Origin of the sequence: Bradyrhizobium sp. CCGE-LA001 (assembly GCF_000296215.2) — a bacterium.
Classification (GTDB): domain Bacteria; phylum Pseudomonadota; class Alphaproteobacteria; order Rhizobiales; family Xanthobacteraceae; genus Bradyrhizobium.
Genome location: NZ_CP013949.1, coordinates 1,242,194 through 1,259,201 on the forward strand (window position 1 = coordinate 1,242,194; position 17,008 = coordinate 1,259,201).

General features: G+C 65.0%; 10 protein-coding genes. 3 read left to right on the forward strand and 7 right to left on the reverse strand.

The genetic code is table 11. The annotated features are described in order from the left end of the window. Positions 1–5: 5 nt before the first annotated feature. Complete coding sequence (locus tag BCCGELA001_RS05980) at positions 6–1,157, reverse strand: HlyD family secretion protein (protein ID WP_060734822.1); 1,152 nt, start codon at positions 1,155–1,157, stop codon at positions 6–8. Positions 1,158–1,300: 143 nt separating this feature from the next. Between BCCGELA001_RS05980 and BCCGELA001_RS05985 the strand changes: the two genes are divergently transcribed. Then, positions 1,301–2,212 carry a LysR family transcriptional regulator gene (locus tag BCCGELA001_RS05985; RefSeq protein ID WP_060734823.1) on the forward strand — a complete coding sequence of 304 codons (912 nt, stop codon included), beginning with the start codon at positions 1,301–1,303 and terminating at the stop codon, positions 2,210–2,212. Between the two features lie 12 nt (positions 2,213–2,224). Here the strand turns inward: BCCGELA001_RS05985 and BCCGELA001_RS05990 are convergent, their stop codons facing one another. Beyond that, positions 2,225–5,656, reverse strand: a complete 3,432-nt coding sequence (locus BCCGELA001_RS05990; protein WP_060734824.1) for an indolepyruvate ferredoxin oxidoreductase family protein — start codon at positions 5,654–5,656, stop codon at positions 2,225–2,227. A 154-nt stretch (positions 5,657–5,810) separates the two neighbouring features. On the opposite strand from BCCGELA001_RS05990, the gene BCCGELA001_RS05995 reads away from it, so the two are divergent. Next, the gene (locus tag BCCGELA001_RS05995) at positions 5,811–6,266 is read left to right on the forward strand and encodes an Lrp/AsnC family transcriptional regulator (protein ID WP_008544017.1); all 456 of its coding nucleotides are present in this window, start codon (positions 5,811–5,813) and stop codon (positions 6,264–6,266) included. 55 nt (positions 6,267–6,321) lie between these two features. Here BCCGELA001_RS05995 and BCCGELA001_RS06000 read toward each other — a convergent pair whose 3' ends face one another. Next, positions 6,322–7,689, reverse strand: coding sequence for an LLM class flavin-dependent oxidoreductase (locus tag BCCGELA001_RS06000; RefSeq protein ID WP_060734825.1), 1,368 nt, complete (start codon positions 7,687–7,689; stop codon positions 6,322–6,324). A gap of 405 nt (positions 7,690–8,094) precedes the next feature. Here BCCGELA001_RS06000 and BCCGELA001_RS06005 point away from each other — a divergent pair, with 405 nt between their 5' ends. Then, entirely contained in the window at positions 8,095–12,210 is a 4,116-nt protein-coding gene (locus BCCGELA001_RS06005; protein WP_060734826.1) for a bifunctional diguanylate cyclase/phosphodiesterase, read from the forward strand. On the opposite strand, the gene BCCGELA001_RS06010 is transcribed toward BCCGELA001_RS06005, so the two are convergent. The 4 genes from BCCGELA001_RS06010 to BCCGELA001_RS06025 all read right to left on the reverse strand — a co-directional run bounded on the left by BCCGELA001_RS06010 (position 12,181) and on the right by BCCGELA001_RS06025 (position 16,938). Continuing rightward, positions 12,181–12,525, reverse strand: coding sequence for a hypothetical protein (locus BCCGELA001_RS06010; protein ID WP_060734827.1), 345 nt, complete (start codon positions 12,523–12,525; stop codon positions 12,181–12,183). The two genes, BCCGELA001_RS06005 and BCCGELA001_RS06010, sit on opposite strands and share 30 nt — an antisense overlap. Positions 12,526–12,754: 229 nt before the next feature. Beyond that, on the reverse strand, positions 12,755–13,747 hold the full coding sequence (gene galE, locus BCCGELA001_RS06015; protein ID WP_060734828.1) for a UDP-glucose 4-epimerase GalE: 993 nt from the start codon (positions 13,745–13,747) through the stop codon (positions 12,755–12,757). Between the two features lie 19 nt (positions 13,748–13,766). After that, positions 13,767–14,570, reverse strand: a complete 804-nt coding sequence (locus BCCGELA001_RS06020) for a WecB/TagA/CpsF family glycosyltransferase (protein WP_008544022.1) — start codon at positions 14,568–14,570, stop codon at positions 13,767–13,769. Continuing rightward, positions 14,563–16,938: an exopolysaccharide transport family protein gene (locus BCCGELA001_RS06025; protein ID WP_060734829.1), complete on the reverse strand. Its 2,376-nt coding sequence runs from the start codon at positions 16,936–16,938 to the stop codon at positions 14,563–14,565. The genes BCCGELA001_RS06020 and BCCGELA001_RS06025 overlap by 8 nt, the downstream gene beginning before the upstream one ends. Positions 16,939–17,008: the final 70 nt, after the last annotated feature.

The following is a 17,008-nucleotide window of genomic DNA, read 5'->3' on the forward strand; positions in this document are numbered from 1 at the left end:
CAACTTCAGCCGCCGTGCGGGCGGGACGTATTGTTGGCGAGGCGCCTGGTCGTCTCGCGTTCGGCCAGCACGGTCTGTTTGGTGTCGACGGTCGGCACCGCCGACATGCCGGGCCGCAACAGACCGATGAGCTCATGATTGTCGAGCACGATCTTCACCGGCACGCGCTGCACGATCTTGGTGAAATTTCCGGTGGCGTTGTCCGGCGGCAGCAGGGCGAATTCGAGCCCGCTCGCCGGCGACAGGCTGTCGATATGGCCGCGCAGGGGCTGGCTGCGGAAGCTGTCGATGCGCAGCTCGACCGGCTGGCCGGGGCGCATATGCGTGAGCTGGGTCTCTTTGAAGTTCGCGACGACGTAGACTGCATCCAGCGGCACCACGGCCATCAGCTGGGTGCCGGCCTGCACATACTGGCCGACGCGCAAGCTGCGTGCGCCGACCGTGCCGTCGACCGGCGCGGTGATCTCGGTGTAGGACAGGTTCAGCGCCGCCTGCTGCGCCACCGCGCGGGCGCGGTCGAGCTGGGCCGTCGCCTGGGCGCGCTGGGTGGTGAGCACGTCGACCTTGCGCTGCGCCGCCAGGAGACCCGATTTCGCGTGCTGCAATTGCGCGGTGCTGGCGCGCAGCGCCGCGTCGGTCTGCTGCGCGCGCTGGATCGTGCCCGAGCCCGACTTCATGAGGTCGTCGTAGCGGGCGCGTTCCTCCTGCGCGAATTTCAGGTTGGCGTCCGCCGCGGCCACGTCTGCGGTGCTCTGCGCGATGATCGGCTGTTGCAGTTCGAGCTGCGCATCGATGTTGCGGACCGAGGCTTCGCCGGCGGCGACATCGGCGCGGGCCTGGTCCAGTGCTGCCTTGAAGTCACGATCGTCGATTTTGGCCAGCGGTTGGCCCGCCCTGACCTTTTCGTTGTCGCCGACCAGCACCTTCGCGATATAGCCGGAGACCTTTGGCGCGACGATCGTGGAATCGGCCTTCACATAGGCGTCGTCGGTGGCTTCGAGATAGCGGCCGGTGGTCCAATAGTCATAGCCGTAGTGGCCGGTGACTGCGACGCCGAGCGCCAGTGCCAGACCGATGGCTGCGCGCTTGATCGCTTGGCGGGACGGGCGAAGGCTTGTTTGTTCATTGGTTTCAGCGACATAAGAGGCGTTCGACATGGCATCCTCGAAAAAATTCCCGGACGCCGCGTTCTAAAAAGTGCCCGTGGATGATCGTAAGATGCGTTGTCCAGGCGGTTGTGATAATTCCCTAATTTATGGAAGAATTATCCAGTCAGAGTGGATAATCGGAGCGTTACGCCTTGGACCGCTTTACCAGCCTCACCGCCTTCGCCCGGGTCGTTGAAACCGGCGGCTTTTCGGCAGCCGCCCGAAAGCTGAACATGTCGACCACAATGGTGAGCAACCACGTCCAGGCGCTGGAGGACCGGCTCGGCGTGCGGCTGCTCAACCGCACCACGCGCAAGGTCAGCCTCACCGAGATCGGCAGGGCCTATTACGACCGCGCCACGCAGATCCTCGGCGATCTCGAACAGGCCGACGACATCGCAAGCGAATTGCAATCGCTGCCCCGCGGTACCCTGCGCATCCACGTCGCCACCCATATGGTGCCGTTCGCCGCGCCGGTGGTGGCGCAGTTGCTGTCGACCTATCCGGATCTCAAGATCGACCTACGCATGGGCGAGGCCGAAGTCGATCTCATCGAAGAAGGCTATGACGTTGCCTTGCGCATGACTGCACCGCCGGATTCAAGCCTGATCGTCCGCAGTCTCGCCACCTGGCGACACGTGCTGTGCTGCTCGCACGATTATCTCGAGCGGCACGGTCGTGTTCAGAAGCTCGACGAGCTCACCGCGCATAATTGCGCTCGGCACCTGAACTTTCCCTTCGGCGACGAATGGCGCTTCTTCGACCGCAAGGGGGCTCCGGCCTCGGTGCGCGTCTCGGGCCGCTTCGTCACCAATAGCGGGGAGGCGCTGCGGCAGGTGGCACTGGAGGGCGCTGCCGTCTGCATGATGGCCGGGTTCCTCGTCCAGGGCGATCTCGACGCCGGTCACCTCGTCCGGCTCCTACCGGAATATCGCCCGGTCGAGATGTCGATGAACGCGGTCTATCCCCACCGCCATCATCTGTCGGCGAAGGTCAGGACCTTCATCGACATGCTCGTGCATCACAGCGCCGAGCAGCAGAAGCTGATCAATCCCTATGCGTGAGCGGTGCGGCAGTCACGCCGCTCGCGCTCTTATCGGCCGCGCCAATAGGGATTCGACTTCCGCCTTCACCGACGCGATGGCAGCCTCTTTCACCGGTCCATAGCCACGGATGTTCATGGGGGTCTTGGCCAAGACGATGAGATCTGCCAGGCGCGCAGCATCGAGCTCGTCGAGCATCCGGTCGATCAGGCTCTCATACCAGCCGATCAGCTCCCGCTCGGCGCGGCGCTCGGAGGTGTAGCCGAACGGATCGAGCCATGTTCCGCGCAGGCCCTTCATCCGCGCCAGCAGGGTCAGCGGCCCCTGGATCCACTGTCCGAAGGCACGCTTGCGCGGACGTCCACGTGCGTCGCGCCTCGACGGCAGGAAGGGCGGGGCAAGGTGATAGCGGATGCTGAAGCCGTCCTCGAACGCGCCTTTCAGCTCGTCGAGGAAGCCGCTCTGCATGTGCAGCCGCGCCACCTCGTACTCGTCCTTGTAGGCCATCAGCTTGAACAGCGCGTGGGCGACCGCATCGGTCAAGGCCTCGCTGCCCAGAGCAGACTCTGCGGTGCGGACTCTTGCGACCATCGCTCGGTAACGCGCCGAGTAAGCTTCGTTCTGATAGGCCGAGAGGAAATCGACGCGGCGTTCAATGAGCTGATCGAGGGTCTCGACCGCGCGCGCATCGCTCGTTCTCGGCTGAAAATCCTGATCGGCAGCGGCGATCCGGCCCCAGGCGAACGCCTGCTTGTTGCGCTCGACCATGACGCCGTTGAGCTCGATCGCGCGCAGTAGCGCTTGCAGCGAGACCGGGACCAGCCCGCGCTGCCAGGCGAAGCCCAGCATGATGATGTTGGCATAGACGGCATCGCCGAGCAGCCGTTCGGCCAGCGCATTCGCGTTGATCGTATCGAGATTGCCGTCGCCGATCACGCGGCCGATCGCGTGCAGGCGGGCAGGAGAGGCGAGGTCGGCGTCCCGGAAGCGGACGACGTCGCCGGTCGGCATCTCCGCGGTATTGATCGCGGCGCGCGTGCCGCGGCGATAGGTGCCGGAGGCCTTCGGCGAGGAGCTGACGACGAGGTCGCAGCCGATCAGTGCATCGGCCGCGCCTTGGTCGATGCGAACCTGGTGCAGCGCTTCGGGAGAGGCGGCAAGCCGGATGTAGCTCAGCACCGGTCCGAATTTTTGTGCGAAGCCGGTAAAATCCAGCACCGACACGCCGCGTCGTTCGAGATGCGCGGCCATGCCGATCAGTGCACCGACCGTGATCACGCCGGTGCCGCCGACGCCGGTCACCAACAGATCGTAGGGGCGGTCGAGAGACGCGGAGGCGGGCAGGGGAAGCGTCGCGGCGCGGCCGATCGCGTCGATCCCGCTCGCAGCCTTCTTCCGGCGTGTGGCACCCTCCACGGTGACGAAGCTCGGACAGAAGCCATTGAGGCAGGAGAAGTCTTTGTTGCAGGCCGAGAGGTTGATCTGGCGCTTGCGGCCGAACGGAGTTTCCTTCGGTTCGACACTGAGGCAGTTGGACTCGACCGAACAATCGCCGCAGCCCTCGCAGACGAGATCGTTGATATAGGCGAACCGCTTGGGGTCGGCCATCTGCCCGCGCTTGCGCCGGCGCCGCTTCTCGGTGGCGCAAGTCTGCTGGTAGATCAGCACCGAGACGCCGGGCACGTCGCGCAGGTCGCGCTGCACGGCGTCCATCTCCTCGCGCGGGTGAATGGTGACGCCGGCCGGCAGGTCCGCCGGCGAGAACTGCGTGGGATCGTCCGAGACCAGCGCGATGCGCTTAACGCCCTCGGCGCGGACGCTGTGCGCGATCGCATGCACGCTGACGGGCCCGTCGACCGGCTGGCCGCCGGTCATTGCGACGGCGTCGTTGAACAGGATCTTGTAGGTGATGTTGGCCTTGGCGGCGATCGCCTGCCGGATCGCCATCGAGCCGGAATGATAATAGGTGCCTTCGCCGAGATTCTGAAAGACGTGCTTGTGGCCGGTGAATTTCGATGACGCCGCCCAATTCACGCCCTCGCCGCCCATCTGGATCAGCGAGGAGGTCTCGCGGTCCATCCAACTGGCCATGAAATGGCAGCCGATGCCGGCCAGCGCCTTTGATCCTTCCGGCACCTTAGTCGAAATATTGTGCGGGCATCCCGAACAGAAATAGGGCGTGCGCGTCGCGCCGGCGACGTGGATCGTGCGTGCCGCCTCCGGCATCAAGCTCGCAGCGCGTGCGGCGAGATTGAGGCCCGGGAACATCGGATCGAGCCGGCGCGCAAGCACGCCCGCGAGTGCCCGCGGCGACAGTTCGCCGATCCAGGAGATCAGCCGTGCCCCCTGCTCGTCGTGCTTGCCGACCATGCGCTCGGGCTTGCTGCCGGGATAGTCGTAGAAATATTCCTTGAACTGGCTCTCGATGATGCCGCGCTTCTCCTCGACCACGAGGATCTCGCGCTTGCCCTTGACGAACTCCATCGCGTCATGCAGCGCCAGCGGCCAGACCATGCCGACCTTGTAGATGTCGATGCCGATGCTGCGGCAGGCCGCCTCATCGAGGCCCATCAGCCGCAGCGCTTCCATCAGGTCGAGATGCGCCTTGCCCGTCGTGACGATGCCGTAGGTGGCGTTCGGAATGTCGTAGATGTGCCGATCGATCGGATTGGCTTTTGCAAAGGCGTAGACAGCGTGCTTCTTCGCTTCGAGACGCTCCTCGATCTGCGGTCCCGGCAGGTCGGGCCAGCGATAGTGCAGACCGCCGGGCGGCGGCGTGAAGTCGGGCGTGCGGAAGTCGCGAGGCGGGCGCAGCGCGACGGATGCGCCCGACTCCACGATCTCCGAGATGGCCTTGAAGCCGACCCACATGCCGGAGAAGCGGCTCAGCGCGTAGCCGTATTCGCCGAATTCGAGATACTCGCCGACGCTTGCGGGATGCAGCGTCGGCATGAACCAGCTCATGAAGGCGACGTCGGATTGGTGCGGCATCGAGGACGAGACGCAGCCATGGTCGTCGCCGGCCACAACAAGCACGCCGCCATGCGGCGATGAGCCGTAGGCATTGCCATGCTTGAGTGCGTCGCCAGAGCGATCGACGCCGGGGCCTTTGCCGTACCAGAGGCCGAACACGCCATCGACTTGGCGGTCGGCTTGCGTCTCCACCTGCTGCGAGCCGAGCACGGCGGTCGCCGCAAGGTCTTCGTTCACGGCGGGGAGGAATGCGATGCGGTCCCGCTTGAGCCGCTGCTCGATGCGCCAAAGTTCGAGATCGACGCCGCCGAGCGGCGAGCCGCGATAGCCGGAGATGAAGCCTGCGGTGTTGAGGCCGCGCGCCCGATCGCGCCTGGCCTGATCGAGTGCGATGCGGATGATCGCCTGTGTGCCCGTCAGGAAGACACGGCCTTCCTCGCGGTCGTAGCGGTCGGAGAGCTCATAGGCGTCGAGGGATGGAATGGCGTCCATGCGGACCTCCCGCGGCATTCCCTGCCGGATCAGAGGAGGTTAGGCCCGGGCGGCTGGTAGGTCTTACCTATTCATCCCGCGTAGATCACGAATCCGGTAGATTTTTGCGCAGTACGATCAAATTTGGTAGATCTTTCCGAGTTGAGAGGTTTCCATGATCGAAGAACAGGACATGCGAATACTCGCCCATCTGCAGAAGGATGGCCGCGCCACCAATCAGCAGGTCGCCGACGAGGTCGGCATGTCCACCTCGGCCTGCTGGCGCCGGGTGCGTGCGCTCGAGGACAGCGGCGTCATCCGTGGCTACGCCGCGCTGATCGATCGTGAGCGGGCGGGTTTTACGATGTCCGCCATCCTCCACGTCTCGCTGGAGCGGCATGATGCCAAGTTCGTCGACGAGTTCGTGTCACGCGTCACGGGGCGTCGCGAGGTGCTGGAGTGCTTTGCGACCACGGGCGATGCTGACTATCACCTGCGCGTGGTCGTGCAGGACATGGCCGCCTACAACAGATTCCTGGACGAGTTCATGTTCCGCATCCCCGGCATCCGCTACGTTCGCAGCAACGTGGTGCTGAAGGAGATCAAGACGGGCGTGGCGCTGCCGTTTTGACTAACCCTACGGCACTGTCGAGTGCGATGCGGGTTACTTCGTCACCCCGAGAGACCTATTCCGCGGCATCGCGCCGCTGCGTCTTCCAGCTTCCTGCAGCCGGCCGCTTCAGTCCGAGATTTTCCCGCAGCGTCTTACCGCGATAGTCCGTCTGGAATAGCCCGCGCCGCTGCAGCTCGGGCACGACGTGCTGCACGAAGTCAGCATAGGAGCCCGGCACATAGGTCGCGGCGATGACAAAACCGTCGCAGCCGCGCTCGACGAACATTTCTTCCAGCTTGTCGGCAATCTCCCTGGGACCGCCCACTATCGCGTCCTGGACCTGACCGCGGCCGGAGAAGGTGACGAAGTCGCGCGCGCTCGGATTGCTCTTGCCCGAGTTCTTCACAACGCCGTCGCGGATGCCCAAAATGCCCTGCATGCTCTTCAACTCTTCCGTGGTTAGCGGCTCGTCGAGATCTTTGGAGGCGAAATCGTAGTTGAGCGCTTCGGCGAGCAGGGACAGTGCGTCGATCTCGAGTGGCAGCGTGTTGATCAGCGCCATCCTGTCCTCGGCTTCAGCCTTGGTTGCCGCGCATACAGGTGTGGTCAGGTTACAGAGGAACATCTGGTCGGGATCGCGGCCGGCCTTGGCGGCTTCGTTGCGCACGGACGCATAACCTTCCTTCGCGGCGGCGAGGTTGCGCGCGGCGGTGAAGATCACCTCACCCCATCGGCCCGCGAAGCGTTGGCCGCGGCCTGACGCGCCGGCTTGGATGATCACGGGATGACCCTGATCCGAACGCGGCACGGTGAACGGCCCGCGTGACTTGAAGGCAGGCCCCTTGTGGTCGAGCCGCTTGACCTTGGCGGGATCGGCAAAGCGGCCGCTTTGCTTGTCCATGATCAGCGCGCCGTCCTCCCAGGTGTCCCAATGGCCGAGCACGACCTCCATGAACTCGTCGGCGCGGTCGTAGCGGGAATCGTGCTCGGGGTGGGAGTCGCGCCCCATGTTGAGCGCCTCGCCGTCGTTCAGCGACGTGACCACGTTCCACCCCGCACGTCCGCCCGACATCAGGTCGAGCGTTGCGAAGCGGCGGGCGACGTCGAAGGGCTCGTAATAGGTGGTCGAGCAGGTCGCGCCCAGGCCTAGCTTCTCGGTGACCATGCCCATCGTGGTCAGCACGATCAGCGGGTCCATCTTCACGCAGCGGATGCCATACTCGACGGTGTGGGCGTGGTCGTTGCCGTAGCGATCCGGCATCGCCAGGCGGTCGTCGAAGAAGGCCATGTGGAACTTGCCGGCTTCGAGAATTCTGGCGATCTCCTGATAATAGTCCGCTGACATCGAATCGTTGCGCGAGTCCGGATGCCGCCACGAACTCGGCAAATTCGTGCAGTTCTGCGCCTGGAGGAAGCCGACCAGTATCATTTGCCGATCCATGCTGCTGTTCTCCGATGTGTCCGGCCTTGACGCGGTCGACATAGGTAGGAAAGGCGATCACGCAGTGGAGCAGATGCGCGTGAGGCGATCGGCGCTGACGATCGGCATCGCGTTCCCTCGGCCTGGTGCCCTTGAGCGGGCTGCTTGTTGGCCGGCATCGTCTCAAAGTGCCGCTGCGATATCAATCTCCCGCAAACCAATACAGGGCTGCAAATTCGTAAAGAAAGCGCGCGTTCGGTCGAGGATTCGTCCCGCGCGGCGGTATTTTCGATAGTTTCGTAGCCCTCGTTCGCAGCTCGTTCACTTTGATCGACGGTTTGCAGCGCGCAATAACGACCACTTAGGCGATCGCGCTTCATAAAGGCACCCGGGAGAAATAGGCAGAAATGCCCGGGAGCTGAGATCGTGCCGACGACACTCGCGCGCACCTTTGCGGCGTTGAGCGCCATCAATGAAGCGATCCTCTACGCGAAATCGCCGGACGAGCTGTACCAGATGGTCTGCGACGCCGGGTTTTCGAGCGGGGACTTTTTGGCGGTCGCCGTGTTCCTGGTGGAGCCGGATGGCCGACGGCTGGGCTTTGCGGCCGGCTGCGGCGACGACGTTGCGCGGTTGCGCTCCATCGTGATCACGACGGAAGCCGGCACGCCGGAAGGCTCGGGTGTCGGTGGCGAGGCGTTCCGCGATCAGAAGCTGTGCATCAGCAACGATTATCTGAACGACCCGAGATCGCTCGCATGGCGCGCGGGGGCGGCTGCGGCGCAAATCGGCGCGGCTGCGGCGCTGCCGCTGCTCTGCAACGGCAAGAGTGTCGGCGTTCTCTTCGTGACCCGTCGCGAGGCCGGCTCTCTGAACGTGCAGATGGTGTCGCTGTTCGAGCGGATGTCGGCCAACATTTCCTATGCGCTGGACAACTTCGCGCGCGAGATCGCGCGGCAGACCAGCGAGCGGGCGACGCGGCGACTGAACCGCATGTTCGGCGCCATCAGTGCCACCAACGAAGCCATTCTGCGCGCCAAAACCGAGCAGGAGCTGTACCAGCTCGTGTGCGACGCCTCGGTGCATGGGGGCAAGTCGCTGGCGACGGTCGTTCTGTTGAAGGAGCGGGAGTTCCACTGGCTGAAGCCCGCCGCGGGCACTGGCCAGAATCTCGAGCTCGTCGCACAGACCAAATATTCCGTCGATGCCGACAATCCCTATGGCCGCGGCATCTCCGGCAATGTCTTCCGCAGTCAAAAGCCCTATGTCGAGGACGACCTCGTCAGCCGCACCAAGGGAACGCCGTGGGAGCAGGCCAATGTCAACGCGGGCGTTGCGGCCTGCGTCGCGGCTCCGCTGGTCAAATGTGGCGAGAGTGTCGGCGTCATCCTGTTCTTCATCAGCAGGTCCTGGGCCAAGGACCAGGAAGTCGTCGCGCTTCTGCTGCGCATGGCGGAGAACGTTTCATTCGCGCTCCAGAACTTCGACCGCGACCAGGAGAAGGCGCAGATCGCGCGCGAGGAGGAACGGCTCGCGCGCATGTATGCGGCGCTGAGCGCCACCAACGAGGCCATCATCCGGGCGACATCGCGTGCCGAGCTGTTCGATCTCGTATGCGAGGCGTCGGTACAGGGTGGTAAGTTCGGCTCGGCGACGATCGCGCTCGCCGAGCCTGCCTCCGAGCTATTGCGGGTCGTCGCCTCCGCCGGGCCGAACGCAGATGAAGTGCGCAAACTCAAACTCGCCACGACGGATAAGGTGCCGGAGGGACGAGGTCTGACCGGCACGTGTTTCCGCACCGGGCAGCCCTGCCTGACCAATGACCTGCTGGCCGACGACCGGCTCCAGCCGTGGTACGACAGTGCGCGCCGCACCGGCGTCAAGTCCTCCGCCGCGCTGCCGCTGCTCGTCGGCGACCGCACCGAAGGTGTGTTCCTGTTCAACTCCCTCGAGATCGGCACGTTCACGCCCGAGTTGCTCGAACTGCTGGAACGCCTTGCGCGTAACGTGTCGTTCGCGGTCGCAAATCTCGATCGCGCCGAGGAGAAGGCGAAGGCCGACAAGCAGCGCGACCGGCTGAGCGGCATGTTCGCGGCATTGAGCGCCACCAACGAAGCCATCATGCGTGCGGAGACCCGCGAGGAGCTGTTCGAGGTCGCATGTCAGGCGGCGGTGCTGGGCGGCATGTTCGCGTCGGCGACGATCGGACTCATCGACGAGCCATGTGAGCTGGTCCGGGTCGTCGCTGTGAAGGGGCGGCTCCAGGAGCGGATGGTCGGGCGCAGCTGTGCGATTTCTCCGGACCATCCCGAGGGCCAGGGCATCATCGGAACTTCGGTACGGACGCGCCAGCCCTGTGTCATCAACGACTACATGCACGATCCGCGCTCGGCACACTGGCACGCCAAGGCCGTTGAGGACGGGACCCGTGCTGCTGCCAGCTTCCCGCTTCTGCGAGCCGGCCAGGACCCGATCGGCATTCTACTTTTCCTCGCGCCGGAGGAGGATACATTCACGCCTGACCTGGTCGAGCTGCTGGAGCGCCTTGCGGAAAACGTCTCGTTTGCGCTCGACAATTTCGAGCGGGCCGAGGAAAAGGCCCGCACCGAGGCGCAGAAGGAGCGGCTGACGCGCATGTTCGCGGCGCTGAGCGCGACCAACGAGGCGATCATGCGGGCGAAGTCGCGCGCCGAATTGTTCGACCTCGTCTGTCTTGCCGCATCGAACGGCGCCAAGTTCACCTCGACAACCATCGCACTCGCCAGCGCCGACAGCGATCAGCTCAAGATCGTCGCCAGCGCTGGACCATCGTCCGACACCACGCGTAACGTCCGCCTCTCAGTCGACCCCGAACGCCCCGAAGGACGGGGGATGGCGGGCACCGCGTTCCGGACCCGGCAGCCCTGCATCAGCAACGACTATCTCAACGACCCGCGCGTGAGCGCCTTCCATGCCATCGTTCGCGGCGACGGCGCGCGCTCGGGTGCGGCGATCCCGCTCGTCGTTCACGACCTCGCCGTCGGCGTCATGATCTACATGTCGACCGAAAGCGAGACCTTTACGACCGAGTTCGTCGAGCTGTTGCAGCGCCTCGCCGCCAACGTCGCCTTCGCGATGGAGAATTTCGATCGCGCCGACGAGAAAAACAAGGCCGACGAGCGGATCGAATACCTCGCTTCGCATGACAGCCTGACGGACCTGCCGAACCGCGAGACCTTCAACGGCCTGCTGCGCGAGGCGATCGACACGGCGCAGCGCCACGACCACCGTTTTGCGGTGCTGTTCATCGATCTCGACCGCTTCAAGGTCATCAACGATTCGCTGGGCCACGAGGCGGGCGACCTGCTCCTGCTCGAAGTCGCCAACCGCCTGCGTGGTGCGTTGCGGGCAAGGGACGTGGTGGCGCGGCTCGGCGGCGACGAGTTCGTGGTGATCCTCGACCAGTGCGGCGAGATCGACGACGTCCAGCACATCGCCACCGGGCTGCTCTCCGCGCTTGCAGAGCCCATGGAGCTGGCCGGGCACGAGTGCCACACCACGGCCTCGATCGGCATCGCGATGTATCCGGCCAACGGCTCCGACGCGCAGACGCTGACCAAGAACGCCGACATGGCGATGTATCTGGCCAAGGAGGACGGCAAGAACGGCTATCGCTTCTTCTCCAAGGAAGTGAAGACGCAGTCGATCGAGCGCCTGTCGCTGGAGAGCGCGCTGCGCCGGGCGCTGGAGCGCGAGCAGTTCTCGCTGAACTATCAGCCCAAGGTCGACATGGAGACCGGCCAGATCACCGGCGTCGAAGCGCTGCTGCGCTGGACACATCCCGACCTCGGCAACGTCTCGCCGGCGCAGTTCATCCCGCTGGCGGAGGAAACCGGACTGATCGTGCCGATCGGCCGCTGGGTGCTGAACGAGGCCTGCGCCCAGGCCATGGCCTGGCAGCGCCGCGGCCTCTTGCCGCTGTCGATGGCGGTCAACCTGTCGCCGCGGCAGTTCGCCGACGAGCATCTGTTGCAGGACGTCGACGAGGCGTTGGCGGCCTCCGGCATGTCGCCCGTGCTGCTCCAGCTCGAAGTCACCGAGAGCATGATGATGCGCAATGTCGGTCGCGCGCTCAAGGTGCTCGATGCCATCCAGAGCCGCGGCATTCGTCTTGCCATCGACGATTTCGGCACCGGCTATTCGTCGATGTCGCTGATGAAGCACTTCCCGATCGACACCATCAAGATCGACCGCTCCTTCGTGCGCGACCTGCCGCAGGATTCGGAAGACCAGGCGATCGCGCAGGCGATCATCAGCATGGGCAAGGCGCTCGGCATGACCGTCGTCGCCGAAGGCGTCGAGAACGTCGAGCAGGAGGCGTTCCTGCGCACCCATGGCTGCGACGAGATGCAGGGCTATCTGATCTCCAAACCATTGCCGGCCCGGCAGATGGCGGAGCTGCTGCTGCCGATGGCCCCGATTGTTGCGCCGCCACTCCAGCCGGAGAAGGACCTTGCCGCGACCGAAGCTGCATCAATGCGGCTGAAACGCGCTATCGTCTGACGGCAGCGGGTGCAGCTCGCGGACGTCGTGTCCATCGCAATCAGATTTGCTCGGAAAGTCCTGGGGGCCTGTCAGCGACGTCTGCTCGATGAACAGCGCGAGAATGATACGCGCGCCTTCGGCGAAGCTCGAGCCCTCGCTCAAGCCGAGCTCAGCGCGCCATGCCTGCCCCATCGGCTCATTGTCGTCGAACACCGCCATTGCAGGACCCCACCACCAGGCAGGTGCGGGCGAGCGCTCCTCCGCGGGCACGCCATGCCAGCGGGCGAATTCGTCCATCACGCGCTCGAACTCCAGGCGTGCAGCCTGATGCATGCGGTCGATACTCCTCGAATCCAGGACCGATGATGGGCCTACGGCTTGGATTCGATCGTGGCCTTCGCTCGGAAAAAAATTAGCTCGGGCAATGGGCCGAGCCATGCAAGCCGACATCATCGTCGGGCATGCGAATAATGCGGCCGTCAGCGACGCGCTGACGGCGGCAGCGAATATGCATTCTAGCCGTGTGAAGGCACGGCAGGCAAGCTGCGGGCGCGCCGACTGGCTAACGCGGCCTGAACGGATGCGCCTTCTGGTGCCAGGCCCATGCGGTGCGGATCACCGTCGGCAGATCGGAGTGACGCGGCACGAAGTTCAGCACCTTTTTCGCGGCCGAGGGATCGGCGACCAGATAGGTGGGATCGCCGGCGCGACGCGGCTTGACGGTATGCGGCACCTCGCGTCCAGTCTCCTGCCTGATGGCGTTGAGGATCTCGCGCACCGAAAAGCCGGAGCCGGTGCCGAGATTAAAGCTGCCGCCGGCATGCCCCTGTTCCAGAAGCTTCAATGCAGCCACATGTGCCGCCGCGAGGTCGGTGACGTGGATATAATCGCGGATCGCGGTCCCGTCGGGCGTGTCGTAGTCCTCGCCGAACACCGCGAACTCGACATGCCCTTGGAGCGCCATCATCGCGCGCGGAATGAGATGGGTTTCGTTGTCGCGCAACTCGCCGATGCCGCCGGCCGGATCGGCGCCGCTGGCGTTGAAATAGCGCAGGCAGAACGCGCCGAAGCCGTAGGCCGAGCGATAGTCGGCGAGCATGCGCTCGATCATCAACTTCGATGCGCCGTACGGATTGATCGGCGCGCAGGGAAAGTCTTCCGGCAGTTCCTTGGAATCGGCGTTGCCATAGACGGCGCCGGTCGAGGAGAACACGATGCGCTGACAGTTCGCACTGCGCATCGCCTGCAACAGCGACAGCGTGCCTTGCACGTTGTTGATGTAATATTTCTGCGGGTCGGTCATGGACTCCCCGACGAGGCTCGCCGCCGCGAAATGCATCACCGCCGTGATCTTGTGATCGGAAAAGGCGCGCGCCAGCGTCGTGCCGTCGAGCAGATCGCCGGTCACCAGGGGGCCGGCGACGAAACTGCGATGACCTGTCGAGAGATTGTCATAAACGACGGGCTGGTAGCCGGCGGCGGCCAATGCGCGGCAGGCATGCGAGCCAATATAGCCCGCGCCCCCAGTGACGAGGACGGTCGGTCGGTCGGTCATGTCGTCTTCAGCTCTTCTTTTAGCGGAGGGGTCGGTTGCGGCTGAAGAGAAGATAGAGCGCGCGGGGGTTGGTGGTCAAATAGCGCCAGAGCAGGCGGCGTGGCTCGAGCCAGGTCCGCCAGGCCCATTCGAGTCCAAACTTCTGCATCCATTGCGGCGCGCGGGAACGGCTGCCTGACAAGAAGTTGAAGAGGCCGCCAGATGTCTTGATAACGCCAACATTCGTGAGATGCGGCGTGAACTCCTCCACGAATGCCTGCTCGTTGGGCACGCCGAGCGCGACCCACAGATAGTCCGGGGCCAGCGCGTTGATCTCGTCGACCTTCGCGCGCAGCGCTTCGCCGCGAAGATAGCCGTGGCTGTGCCCGATGATCTTGAGGTTCGGATACATTTTCTGGACGTTCTCGACCGCGGCGGTGTTCTCGGCCTCGCTGGCGCCGAACATGTAGAAGGTGCGGCCCAGCGCTTCCGCCTTGCGCGCGACCACGTGGAACAGGTCCGTCGTCGCAACGCGTTCCGGCAGCGGAAACCAGGATTGCAGCTTCGAGGCGGCGACCAGCGGCTGGCCGTCGGCGTTGATCAAATCCGCGGCACGGAACAGGCGCTCGGTCTGCGGCTCGGTCGAGCAGCGGGCCAGCACCTCGCCATTGGCCGATGTCAGGAACAGGGGACGACCGATCCGATTGTCGGGATCGGTCGCCTCGATCATGAAATCGGCGGTTTCTTCCAGATCGATCGCGGCCATACGCAGGCCGCCGACGGTGGTTCGCGGCACGTCGGCAGTTGCCGCCCGTCCGTCGATGTTGACGCGGCGCTCAAGCATATTGTCTGCCTCGCTGTCGCGTCTGAGCTGCGGGAGTGAGCTCGTCGAGCACGACGCCGACGAGCTTGCGCTCGGCACGGCCGAGCGTGGCCAGGATCTCTTCCAGACCGTCGTTGATGTCGAGGCTGGTCGGCAGCACCGCCACCACCGCGTCGGCGTCGTCGAGCAGCTTGCGGCCGCCGGCTGCGAGCGGCACCGGGGGACCGTCGAGAACCACGAGATCATAGCCTCCCGCGGCACGCGCCTGAGCAATGGCCTTGCGGATGGCTTCGGTAGCCTTGCCGGCGTCGCCGTCGGCGGCCGGCAGCACAGAGATGCCGTTTACCGTCTTGACCTCGCGCGCATCCTTGCTGCCGATCGAAAGCCAGCCGAGCCGGCTCGGTTCGCTCTTTCCGCCGCGGCTGACCTTGTTCGAAAGCGAGCGTGCAAGATGGTCGGCGTCGATCATCAGCACGCGGGCGCCGTCGCGCGAGGCCGCCAGCGCAAAGTTGAGTGCGGTCACGCTGCGTCCGGTGGTTTCGCCGGGACCGACGAGCGCGATGACGGGCATTGCCTTGCCGGCGGTCCATCGGGCCACCGCAGCGCGCATGTCGCGCCAGGCATTGAGCAGTGTGGTCAGGGGGAAGCCAGGGCGTAGCGTTGGCCAGCCCAGCCGGGTGAGATCGACGCCGCCGCCCATGGCGAGAATGGCGCCCAGCGTGTGGATGACGTCGGCCTCCTGGAAACGGGCGATCAGCGGCTTCTCGATCAGAGGTGTTTCGACCATCGCAGGCTGCAGCGGAGGCGCAGCCAGTTCCGGCGGAGCTTGCGCGACTTCCGGAGCGCGCGGGGACTTTTGAGGCGGCGGCGACGTTTCCGGGGCGCTCCCGCGCTGCGGAGCTCGCGCTGCTTCCGATGCCGGTGTGCGCTGTGGACGTGCTGGCGTCGGCGCCGGCGCGATCGTACCAGCGAACAGCAGCTCGGCCGCGACGAACCAGCTCGAGGCGGCGACTGCGCCGAAGATGAAGCCGATCATGGCGAACAGGCTCATCGCCGGCGGGAACGATCGTCGCTGCGGCACCGTCGCTTCGCCGATGATTCGGGCTGCTGAGGTGTTCAGGCTCTCCTGCTCCTCGGTCTCGCGCGAGCGCTTGAGGAAGGACTGATAGACGTCGCGGCTGGCATCGGCCTCACGCTCGAGCTCGCGCAAGCGCACGGAGGCCTGGCTGAGCTGGACGCTCTGCCGCTTCTGCGCTTCCAGCGCACGGTTGAGCGAGGCCTCGAAGTCGCGGGCGCGCGTCAGATCGTTCTTGGCGGCTTGGGCGAAGCGGTCGATCTCCTCGCTGATGGTGCGCTTGAGGTCTTCGACCTGCTTCTCGGTCTGGCGCAGCGCCGGGTGGCGCGGGCCGAGCTCGCCGGCCTGCTCAGCATATTTCTTGCGGGCATCGGCATATTGCGCGCGCAAATTCGCGATCGTCGGCGATTGCAGCGCCTCGGGGATCGCGCCTGCATCGGCGGCCGTGCGCCGGCTCGCCTCGATCTGGTCGAGCCGCGCCTGCGCATCCATGGTCGCGGCGCGAGCGGCGGCCAGTCGCTGGTTGCTGGCGGAGAGCTGCTGGTCGCTGATTAGCGTGTCCTGGGTGCCGACGAAATTGTTCTGTGCCTTGTAGGTGGCGAGCGCGGTCTCGGCATTGCGTAGCCGTTCGCGCAACTCCTTCAGGCGGCCAGACAGATCGTTGGTGGCGCGGCGTGCTGCCGAAGCCTGCGAGTTGCGGGATTCCGCGAGGTAGGCGTTGGTCAGTGTGTTGGCGAGCATCGCGGCCTTGGCCGGATCCGTCGACCAGACCTCGATGTCGACGATGAAGCTCTTCTCGGTCTTGCGGACCGTGATGTGCTTGTTCAACGCGTCGAGCGCCGCGAGCTCCACTTCCTTCTTCTCAGCGGCGGAAGGCGCGCGGGGTTGCAAGCCGACCAGGCTGAGCAGCGACGACATCAGGCTGGTACCGCCGCCGCCGCCGAATTCCGGATCCTTGTCGAGACCGGCCTGCTGGATGACCTGGAGCAGCACGCTGTTGGAAGTGATCAGGCGCGCCTGGCTCTCCACCACCATGGACATGCCGGAGACATCCTGCGCGCGGGGTGTGAGCTCGCGATCGACCAGTTGAAGCTCGCGCGGATCGACATAGAGCTGGGCGGTGGCGGTGTAACGGGGCGTCAGGCTCTTGCCGACGGTGACCGCAAGCGTCGCGCCGAGCAGGGCGGCCGCCGCAATCGCAACCTTCCGCCGCCACAGCAGATTGGCGAGCTCCAGCGCGTTGAACCCGGCTTGAGGCTTCCGTTGCGAGGCCTCCGGTCCGGTTCGATCGATCGGCTGGTTATAGTCAAGCATGATCCCCAGCTTTCATTCCAAGTGCCGCGGGCTGAGGGGTTACTCTTCGCTTTACGCCACGCACCCGGGA

Coding starts and splice junctions, on each gene's coding strand:
- BCCGELA001_RS05980 (WP_060734822.1), bottom strand. CDS start 1,157: ATGTCGAACGCCTCTTATGTCGCTGAAACCAATGAACAAACAAGCCTT.
- BCCGELA001_RS05990 (WP_060734824.1), bottom strand. CDS start 5,656: ATGGACGCCATTCCATCCCTCGACGCCTATGAGCTCTCCGACCGCTAC.
- BCCGELA001_RS05995 (WP_008544017.1), top strand. CDS start 5,811: ATGATCGAAGAACAGGACATGCGAATACTCGCCCATCTGCAGAAGGAT.
- BCCGELA001_RS06000 (WP_060734825.1), bottom strand. CDS start 7,689: ATGGATCGGCAAATGATACTGGTCGGCTTCCTCCAGGCGCAGAACTGC.
- BCCGELA001_RS06010 (WP_060734827.1), bottom strand. CDS start 12,525: ATGCATCAGGCTGCACGCCTGGAGTTCGAGCGCGTGATGGACGAATTC.
- galE (WP_060734828.1), bottom strand. CDS start 13,747: ATGACCGACCGACCGACCGTCCTCGTCACTGGGGGCGCGGGCTATATT.
- BCCGELA001_RS06020 (WP_008544022.1), bottom strand. CDS start 14,570: ATGCTTGAGCGCCGCGTCAACATCGACGGACGGGCGGCAACTGCCGAC.
- BCCGELA001_RS06025 (WP_060734829.1), bottom strand. CDS start 16,938: ATGCTTGACTATAACCAGCCGATCGATCGAACCGGACCGGAGGCCTCG.